The sequence below is a fragment of the Kitasatospora sp. NPDC036993 genome, assembly GCF_055607525.1.
The window spans coordinates 70,107-79,033 of record NZ_JBVJRP010000026.1; the positions used below are offsets into that span (position 1 = coordinate 70,107).

The 8,927-nt window shown below is 71.5% G+C and carries 7 protein-coding genes; 2 read left to right on the forward strand and 5 right to left on the reverse strand.

Annotated features, from left to right (window positions below; all coding sequences use genetic code 11):
• Positions 1 to 302 precede the first annotated feature (302 nt).
• On the reverse strand, positions 303 to 2,378 hold the full coding sequence (locus tag ACZ7C5_RS35580) for an APC family permease (protein ID WP_401077777.1): 2,076 nt from the start codon (positions 2,376 to 2,378) through the stop codon (positions 303 to 305).
• A 248-nt stretch (positions 2,379 to 2,626) separates the two neighbouring features.
• Here ACZ7C5_RS35580 and ACZ7C5_RS35585 point away from each other — a divergent pair, with 248 nt between their 5' ends.
• Positions 2,627 to 3,295, forward strand: coding sequence for a potassium channel family protein (locus ACZ7C5_RS35585; RefSeq protein ID WP_188300847.1), 669 nt, complete (start codon positions 2,627 to 2,629; stop codon positions 3,293 to 3,295).
• On the forward strand, positions 3,295 to 3,966 hold the full coding sequence (locus ACZ7C5_RS35590; protein ID WP_188300848.1) for a potassium channel family protein: 672 nt from the start codon (positions 3,295 to 3,297) through the stop codon (positions 3,964 to 3,966). The genes ACZ7C5_RS35585 and ACZ7C5_RS35590 overlap by 1 nt, the downstream gene beginning before the upstream one ends.
• Positions 3,967 to 4,038: 72 nt before the next feature.
• Here ACZ7C5_RS35590 and ACZ7C5_RS35595 read toward each other — a convergent pair whose 3' ends face one another.
• From ACZ7C5_RS35595 to ACZ7C5_RS35610, 4 genes are all read right to left on the reverse strand, one after another.
• Entirely contained in the window at positions 4,039 to 4,764 is a 726-nt protein-coding gene (locus ACZ7C5_RS35595) for a DUF3159 domain-containing protein (RefSeq protein WP_401077773.1), read from the reverse strand.
• Positions 4,765 to 4,766: 2 nt separating this feature from the next.
• Positions 4,767 to 5,174: an OB-fold nucleic acid binding domain-containing protein gene (locus ACZ7C5_RS35600; RefSeq protein ID WP_188300850.1), complete on the reverse strand. Its 408-nt coding sequence runs from the start codon at positions 5,172 to 5,174 to the stop codon at positions 4,767 to 4,769.
• Between the two features lie 65 nt (positions 5,175 to 5,239).
• Positions 5,240 to 5,920: a response regulator gene (locus tag ACZ7C5_RS35605; protein ID WP_316521557.1), complete on the reverse strand. Its 681-nt coding sequence runs from the start codon at positions 5,918 to 5,920 to the stop codon at positions 5,240 to 5,242.
• A 118-nt stretch (positions 5,921 to 6,038) separates the two neighbouring features.
• On the reverse strand, positions 6,039 to 8,630 hold the full coding sequence (locus ACZ7C5_RS35610) for a sensor histidine kinase (protein ID WP_188300852.1): 2,592 nt from the start codon (positions 8,628 to 8,630) through the stop codon (positions 6,039 to 6,041).
• Between the last annotated feature and the right edge of the window lie 297 nt (positions 8,631 to 8,927).

Here is an 8,927-nt window from a genome sequence, read left to right on the forward strand (position 1 = left end):
GCCGGCCCCCTTGCCCCGGCCCGCGTCCTTGCCCGCAGCCTTGCCCGGGGCCTTGCCGACGGCCTTCCCCCCGGCGGTCTTGCCCGCGCCCTTGCCCTTCCCGGCCGGGGGCCCTGCGGGCTCCCGGTCCTCCCGCTCCCCCGGAACGATCGGCGCGGTGCGAGCGGTGAGGCCGTCGCGGTCGGTGGCCTCCGGACGGGCCGGCCGGCCCCAGCGCGGCCGGGAGACCTGCCCGGGCTGGGAGCCGCCCCGGCGGGCGCCCTTGCCGGAGGAGCCCGAGGAACGGGGCGGAGTGTTGCGGGTCACTGGGAGGAGTCCTTGCTGCGGTCGGGGGTGTCACCGGTGTTCCCACCGGTGAAGTCGGAATCCTTCGACTTTACGGCCTTCGGCGCCCGGGGCTCGCCACGCCGGACGGCACCCGGCGCCGACCAGGCCTTCTGCGGCTTGCGCCGCTCCGAGGACTCCAGCTGCCACGGCACCGAGGTGACCATCACCCCGGGCTTGAACAGCAGCCGTCCCTTGAGCCGCAGCGCGCTCTGGTTGTGCAGCAGGTGCTCGTACCAGTGGCCGACCACGTACTCCGGGATGTAGACCGAGACCACGTCCCGCGGGCTGCTGCGCCGCAGGTTCTTCACGTAGTCCAGGACCGGCCCGGTGATCTCGCGGTACGGCGAGTCCAGGACCTTGAGCGGCACCTCGATGCCGCGCTCGTCCCACTCCCGCCGCAGCGCCGCCGTGTCCTCCGGGTCGACGTTGACCGAGACCGCCTCCAGCGTGTGCGCCCGGGCCAGCCGGGCGTAGGCCAGCGCGCGCAGCGCCGGCTTGTGCAGCTTGGAGACCAGGACGATGGCGTGCACCCGGGTGGGCAGCACCACGTCGTCCGGCGCCTCGGCGGCGATGAGCTCCTCGGAGACCCGGTCGTAGTGGCGCCGGATGCCCTTCATCATCACGAACAGCACGGCCATCGCGGCGATCGCGATCCAGGCGTGGCTGATCTTGGTGACCAGGACGACGATCAGCACGGCCATCGTCATCACCAGGCCGAAGGCGTTGATCGCCCGGCTGCGCTGCATGTGGCGGCGCTTGGCCGGGTCGGTCTCGGTGCGCAGCAGCCGGGTCCAGTGCCGGATCATGCCGGACTGGCTCATGTTGAAGGCGACGAAGACGCCGACGATGTAGAGCTGGATCAGCCGGTTCGGGTCGGCGTTGAAGGCGAGGATCAGCAGGATCGCGGCGATCGCCAGCAGGATGATGCCGTTGGAGAAGGCCAGCCGGTCGCCGCGGGTGTGCAGCTGGCGCGGCAGGTAGCGGTCCTGGGCGAGGATCGAGCCGAGCACCGGGAAGCCGTTGAAGGCGGTGTTGGCGGCGAGCACCAGGATCAGACCGGTGACGGCCGCGACGAAGTAGAAGCCGGGCGTGAAGTTGTTGAACACGGCCTCGCTGATCTGCGCCAGCGCGGTCTTCTGGTGGTAGTCCGGCGAGGTGCCGACCAGCTGCTCGGTCGGGTTCTCGGCCATCTGGACACCGGTCAGCCTGGCCAGCCAGATGATGCCCATGAACATCACGACGGCGATGCTCGCCATCATCAGCAGCGTGGTGGCGGCGTTCTTGCTCTTCGGCTTGCGGAAGGCCGGCACGCCGTTGGAGATCGCCTCCACACCGGTGAGCGCGGCACAGCCGGAGGAGAAGGACCTCAGCAGCAGGAAGACCAGCGCGAAGCCGGCCAGCGAGTCGTTGCCCGGAGTCGCGGCGAGGTGGAACCCGGAGCTCTCGGCGGGCATGTCCTGGCCGAGCGCGAAGTGCCGGAAGACCCCGTAGCCGACCATCCCGATCACGCCGACCATGAAGGCGTAGGTGGGCACGGCGAAGGCGCTTCCGGACTCGCGCACGCCGCGCAGGTTCATCCCCATCAGCACCACGACCACGACCACCGACAGGACCGGTTCGTGGCCGCGCAGCGCGGGCACCGCGGAGACGACGTTGGCGACGCCCGAGGTGGTGGACACGGCCACGGTGAGCACGTAGTCCACCATCAGCGCGCTGGCGACCACCAGACCGGCGGCCGGCCCGTGGTTGACGGTCGCGACCTCGTAGTCGCCGCCGCCGCTGGGGTAGGCGTGCACGTTCTGCCGGTACGAGGCCACCACGGCGAGCATCACGACCGCCACGACGAGGCCGATCTGCCAGGAGAAGTGGATCGCCGAGGCGCCCGCGATGGAGAGGGTGAGCAGGATCTCCTCGGGGGCGTACGCGACCGAGGAGAGCGCGTCCGAGGCGAACACGGGCAGCGCGATCCGCTTGGGCAGCAGCGTCTCGCCCAGCTTGTCGCTGCGTAGGGCGCGCCCGATCAGGATGCGTTTCGGAAGGTCAGTCGGCATAGGCACGTTAAGGAATCGTAGGGGCTCCCCGGTCGGGGCTCCGCCGTTTGTCCCCCCCTTCGTCGCGACTGCGTTCGGTGGACCGGCTAGCGTGTCGGATACGAGTCGGCGGGCAACACTCTGGTTGTCGAGCGTTGCCGGGTCGGCGCCCCCACGAGGACCCTCGTCCCGGACGACCGGGCGGGAAACGGAGATGAACGGTGTTTGCGCAGGTCAAGACCCCTTCAGGACGGGTGAGGTAAGCGCCGGTGCACATCGTCATCATGGGCTGCGGCCGCGTGGGCTCGGCCCTCGCCAGAGCTCTGGAGAAACAGGGCCACTCGGTGGCCGTGGTCGACCAGGACCCGACCGCTTTCCGTCGGCTGGGCGCCGGGTTCAACGGGCGCCGGGTGACCGGCGTCGGCTTCGACCAGGACACCCTGCGCGAGGCGGGCATCGAGGAGGCGGGCGCCTTCGCCGCGGTCTCCAGCGGTGACAACTCCAACATCATCGCCGCACGGGTGGCCCGGGAGAACTTCGGCGTCGAGAACGTCGCCGCCCGGATCTACGACCCCCGTCGCGCCGAGGTGTACCAGCGCCTGGGCATCCCCACCGTGGCCACGGTCCGCTGGACCGCCGACCAGATGCTGCGCCGGCTGCTGCCGAGCGGCGCCGAGCCGCTGTGGCAGGACCCGAGCGGTGGCGTGCAGCTCGCCGAGGTCGCGTACGACCCGCGCTGGCTCGGCCACCGGATCAGCAAGCTGGAGGAGGCCTCCGGCGCCCGGGTGGCGTTCGTCACCCGGCTCGGCGAGGGGATGCTCCCCTCGCCGCAGATGGTGGTGCAGGAGGGCGACCTGGTGCACGTGATGCTGCGCCGGACCGACCTGACGGCGGTCGAGGCCGCGTTCGCGCAGGGGCCGAAGGAGGAGGGTCACTGATGCGGGTCGCCATTGCCGGGGCCGGTGCCGTGGGCCGCTCGATCGCGGGCGAGCTGCTGGAGAACGGCCACGAGGTCCTGCTCATAGACAAGAACCCGAACTCCATCTCGGTGGAGCGGGTCCCGATGGCGGAGTGGCTGCTGGCCGACGCCTGCGAGATCACCTCGCTGGACGAGGCCGCGCTCCAGCGCTGCCACGTGGTGATCGCCGCGACCGGTGACGACAAGGTCAACCTGGTCGTCTCGCTGCTCGCCAAGACCGAGTACGCGGTGCCGCGGGTGGTCGCCCGGGTGAACAACCCCAAGAACGAGTGGCTCTTCAACGAGTCCTGGGGCGTGGACGTGGCCGTGTCCACCCCGCGTCTGATGTCCGCGCTGGTCGAGGAGGCCGTCAGTGTCGGCGACCTGGTCCGCCTGATGCGCTTCAGCCAGGGCAACGCCAACCTGGTCGAGCTGACCCTGGCCTCCGACACCGAACTGGTCGGCATCCGGGTCGGCGACGTCGCCTGGCCGCAGGACACCGCGCTGGTGACCATCATCCGCGAGGGCCGGGTGCTGGTACCGGGCAAGGACGACACCCTGGAGGGCGGCGACGAGCTGCTCTTCGTCGCCGCGCAGGAGCGCGAGGAGGAGCTGGAGGAGCTGCTGTCGGCCACCTCGGGCGCCCAGTAGGACGGTTGACAGCGGAAGGGCCCGTACCCCCTCGCCGGGGTACGGGCCCTTCCGCTGTTCCGCGGGGGCCGGCTACTTCGCCGGCTCCTCCTCGTCGTCCAGTTGCGCCTTGATCGGCGGCGGCGCCTTCAGCAGGATCTGCCAGGTGACGTACATCGCCAGCAGCAGCGGCGGGATGCCGAGGGCGACCTTCAGCCAGCCCAGCAGGTTGACGTTGTGGGTGAAGTAGAGCGGGAAGAGGATCAACGGCTTGGCGCCCATGATCACCACCCAGGCCCAGGTCGCCTTGGTGTAGGCGGCCAGGCGGCCCGGGTTCTCCTTGCGCCAGGTGAACATCTCGCCGGTGATCGGGCCGAGCATCACCCCGATCATCGGCCAGCGCGCCAGGGCGGAGGTCGCCAGGGCGACGCAGTAGCCGACGTTCCAGAGCAGGCCGGGCAGGTAGAAGTCCTCGGCCTTGCCGCTCTTCATCGAGATCCAGGCGCCCAGGGCGACGCCGAACACCCCGCTGAAGGCGTGCTGAATGGTCTCCCGCCGCGCCAGCCGGGCCACCACGAGCAGGGCGCTCAGGCCGAGCGCGGCCCAGGCCGAGGTGCTGACCTGGTGGGTCAGGTTGTAGGTGACGATGAAGACCAGGCCTGGCAGCGTCATGTCGATCATGCCGCGGACGCCGCCGAAGGCCTGGAGCACCGTGTCGGCGGCCTCCTTGGAGGCGGCCCTGCGGGCGGCCTCCGCGTCGGCGGGGTCGACGGCGGGGTCGAGCTGGGCGGCGGCCTCGCCGCCGGGGTGGTTGCTCACGCTCATTCGCTCCCGTGTCCGACCGGACGCAGCTCGTAGCGGGGGTTGAACAGCACGCGGCGCCCGCGTGCGTGACCGATCCGGCCGCTGGCGACCAGCCGTCGACCGGGCTCTATCCCCGCGATCGAGCGACGACCGAGCCAGACCACGTCCAACGCCTCGGTGCCGTCGAAGAGTTCGGCCTCCAGCGCGGGCACCCCCGCCCTGGGGCGGAGCGTCACCGTGCGCAGCGTGCCCGCGACGGTGACCAGCTCGCGGTCCCCGCAGCCGGCGATCGGCGTGCAGCCGGACTCCGCGGCGCTCTCCTGACGCAGCTCCTCGGCGTCCAGCTCCTCGGCCGAAGAGGTCAGCCGGCTGAGCATGCGGCGGAACCGCCCCTGCGGCTGGCCGCTGCTGTTGTCACCACTCATGCCGGAAGGGTACCGGGTTCCGGCCCCCTGGCGGCAGGTCGTACGGCCGCCGGGGGCAGCGGCGGTCAGCTCTCGAAGCGGTATCCCATGCCCGGTTCGGTGATGAAGTGGCGCGGGTGCGAGGGGTCGCGCTCCAGCTTCCGGCGCAGCTGGGCGAGGTAGACCCGCAGGTAGTTGGTCTCGGTGCGGTAGGCCGGGCCCCACACCTCCTGGAGCAGCTGGGTCTGGCTGACCAGCCTCCCGGCGTTGCGGACCAGGACCTCCAGCAGGTGCCACTCCGTCGGAGTGAGGCGTACGTCGACGCCGTCCCGGTTGACTTTCTTGGCCGCCAGGTCGACGGTGAAGGACTCGGTCACCACCAGCGAGTCGGCCTCCCCGGCCACCGGCTCGGCCCGCCGCACCGCGGCCCGCATCCGGGCGAGCAGCTCGTCCATGCCGAACGGCTTGGTGACGTAGTCGTCGGCACCGGCGTCCAGCGCCTCGACCTTCTCGTCCGAGGCGTGCCGGGCCGACAGCACGATGATCGGCACCCGGGTCCAGCCGCGCAGGCCGCGGATCACCTCGACGCCGTCCATGTCGGGCAGGCCCAGGTCGAGGACGACCACGTCGGGATGGCGGGCCGCGGCCAGCTCCAGGGCACTCGCGCCGTCATGGGCCGCGTCCACCTCGTACTTGCGGGCCTTGAGGTTGATCACCAGCGCGCGGACGATCTGCGGTTCGTCGTCCACGACGAGGACCCGGGTCATTTACGGGCTCCGCCTTTCAGGGCTGTCTGACTTACGGACTGGGGGACTGCTCCACGGCGTTCGCCGCCGCGTACGGCGCCGGAGGGGGTGACGGGCCCGGCCGGTGAACCGCCGGTTCTCAGGTGATCAGCTCCGCGAGCGGATCGCCACCCTCGCCGCCCGGCTCCCCCGTGTCGGGCGGCCGTTCGACCACCGGCAGGCTGACGACCATGGTCAGGCCGCCGCCCGGAGTGTCCTCGGCGGTGACGGTACCGTCCATCGCCTCGACGAAACCGCGCGCCACCGCGAGCCCGAGGCCCACCCCGGCGCCGCGCGGCGCGTCGCCGTAGCGCTGGAACGGCGCGAAGATCTTCTCCTTGGCGTCTTCGGGGACGCCGGGACCGCGGTCCACGATCCGCAGCTCGACCCTGGACGGAACCCCCGGCTGCCGCAGCTCGTCGGCCTTGACCAGCACCCTGACGCCGTCCGGGCTGTACTTGACGGCGTTCTCGACCAGGTTGGCCAGCGAACGCTCCAGCAGCCCGCCATCCGCCCGGACCATCGGCAGCGTCTCCGGCACCTCCAGCCGGACGGACTCCGGCGGCACCCCGCCGAGCGCGTAGGGCACCACCTCGTCCAGGTCGGTCTCCTGGATCAGCGGGGTGACGGTACCGGTCTGGAGGCGGCTCATGTCGAGCAGGTTGTTGATCAGGTGGTCCAGCCGGTCGGCTCCGGCCTCGATGCCGGCCAGCAGCTCGGCCTCGTCCGCCGGGTCCCAGTCGACGTCGGCCGAACGCAGCGAGCTCACCGAGGCCTTGATCCCCGCCAGCGGGGTGCGCAGGTCGTGCGAGACCGCGGCCAGCAGGGCCGTCCGGATCCGGTTGCCCTCGGCCTCCCGGCGGGCCTCGGCGGCCTCCCGGGACAGCCGGCGGCGCTCCAGCACCACGGCGGCCTGCGCGGCGAACGCCCCGAGCAGACGGCGGTCCGCCCCGGGCAGCACCCGGCCTCGCAGCACCAGCGCCAGGCTCTCGCCGACCGGGACGTCCACGTCGGCCTCCTCCGGCCGCTGCGGCGGGCGCGGCCCGGCGCCGGCCACCGCCACCCAGGCGGAGAGCGGATCGGGCCGCTCCAGCAGCGCGGCGCTCTCCTGCCCGAAGGTCTCCCTGACCTGCTCCATCAGTGCGGTCAGCACCCCGTCGCCGTTCGGCGCGCCGCGCAGCACCGTGCCGGCCAGCGCGCTGAGCGTCTGCGCCTCGGTCTGACTGCGGGCCGCCTGCTGGGTGCGCCGGGCCGCGAGGTCCACCACCGACGACACCGAGATGCCGACGATGGTGAATATCGCCACCGCCATGATGTTCTGCGGCTCGTTGATGGTGAAGGTGTGCAGCGGAGGGGTGAAGTAGAAGTTCAGCACCGAGGAGCCGACCAGCGCCGAGCCGATCGCCGGCAGCAGCCCGCCGACCAGCGCCGCGCACACCGTCAGCGACAGGAACAGCAGCATGTCGGTTGAGAGTCCCAGCCCGCCGATCGCGGTCAGCACGATCGCCATCAGCGGCGGGCCGACCAGCCCGATCAACCAGCCGGCGACGGTCCTGGTGCGACCGAGGTCGGTGATCCGGCGGACGGGTATCTTGCCGCGCCGGCCGTGCCCGGCGTGCTCGTGGGTGACCATGTGGATGTCGATGTCCCCGGCCTCCCGGGTCACCGTGGTGCCGACGCCCGGCCCGTACAGGTACTGCCAGGCGGGCCGCCGACTGGTGCCCAGCACGATCTGGGTGGCGTTCACGCCCCGGGCGAAGTCCAGCAGCCCGGCGGCCGGGTCGTCGCCCAGCACCGCGTGGAAGGAGCCGCCGAGGCTCTCCACCAGAACGCGCTGCTCGATCAGCGTCTGCGGCGAGCCGGAGCCCACCAGCCCGTCCGAGCGGGAGATGTGCACGGCGAGCAGTTCACCGCCGGAGACCCGGGCCGCGATCCTGGCCGCCCGGCGGATCAGCGTGGCCCCCTCGGGCCCGCCGGTCAGGCCCACCACGATCCGCTCCCTGGCCTGCCAGGTGCCCTCGATGCCCTGCTCGGCCCGGTACTTCTGGAGGTACTCGTCCACCCGGTCTGCGGTCCACAGCAACGCCAGCTCGCGCAGCGCGGTCAGGTTGCCCGGGCGGAAGTAGTTGGCGAGGGCGGCGTCGATCTTCTCCGGCGCGTACACGTTGCCGTGCGCCAGCCGCCGTCGCAGCGCCTGCGGGGACATGTCCACCAGCTCGATCTGGTCGGCCCGCCGGACCACCTCGTCCGGGACGGTCTCGCGCTGGCGCACCCCGGTGATGCCCTCGACGGCGTCGCCGAGCGACTCCAGGTGCTGCACGTTGACGGTGGAGATCACGTCGATCCCGGCCGCCAGCAGCTCCTCGACGTCCTGCCAGCGCTTGTCGTTGCGGCAGCCCGGGACGTTGGTGTGCGCCAGCTCGTCGACCAGGACCACCTGCGGCCGGCGGGCGAGGACGGCGTCCAGGTCCATCTCGGAGAACCGGGCGCCCCGGTGCACCACCTGCTGCCGCAGCACCAGTTCCAGCCCTGCGACCATGTCCGAAGTCCGCCGGCGGCCGTGGTCCTCCACGAACGCCACCACGACGTCCGTGCCACGCTCCTGCCGCCGGTGCGCCTCGGCGAGCATGGCGTACGTCTTGCCGACCCCGGGGGCCGCCCCGAGGTAGATGCGCAGCCTGCCTCGTCCCATGAGCACCATTCTTGATCCGGCCCGGCCCGGGCAACACCCCGGACACCTGTTCCCATCACCTTCGAGACTACGGCGTGCAACCGGACTTTCCGCTGATCAGTGCGCTGATCAGACGGTTTTAGCGGCATATTGACGGTGGACCAGCCACTCGGCGGGGGTCGATCGGGAGGCGCCCAGAGGTGTCGGACCTGCCCGAAAACGCCCCGGAAACGCAAAGAACCCCCATCCGGGATTCCCGGATGGGGGTTCTTCAGAAGAATTGTTCGGCGGCGTCCTACTCTCCCACAGGGTCCCCCC

Coding starts and splice junctions, on each gene's coding strand:
- ACZ7C5_RS35590 (WP_188300848.1), top strand. CDS start 3,295: ATGCGGGTCGCCATTGCCGGGGCCGGTGCCGTGGGCCGCTCGATCGCG.
- ACZ7C5_RS35605 (WP_316521557.1), bottom strand. CDS start 5,920: ATGACCCGGGTCCTCGTCGTGGACGACGAACCGCAGATCGTCCGCGCG.
- ACZ7C5_RS35610 (WP_188300852.1), bottom strand. CDS start 8,630: ATGGGACGAGGCAGGCTGCGCATCTACCTCGGGGCGGCCCCCGGGGTC.
- ACZ7C5_RS35580 (WP_401077777.1), bottom strand. CDS start 2,378: ATGCCGACTGACCTTCCGAAACGCATCCTGATCGGGCGCGCCCTACGC.
- ACZ7C5_RS35600 (WP_188300850.1), bottom strand. CDS start 5,174: ATGAGTGGTGACAACAGCAGCGGCCAGCCGCAGGGGCGGTTCCGCCGC.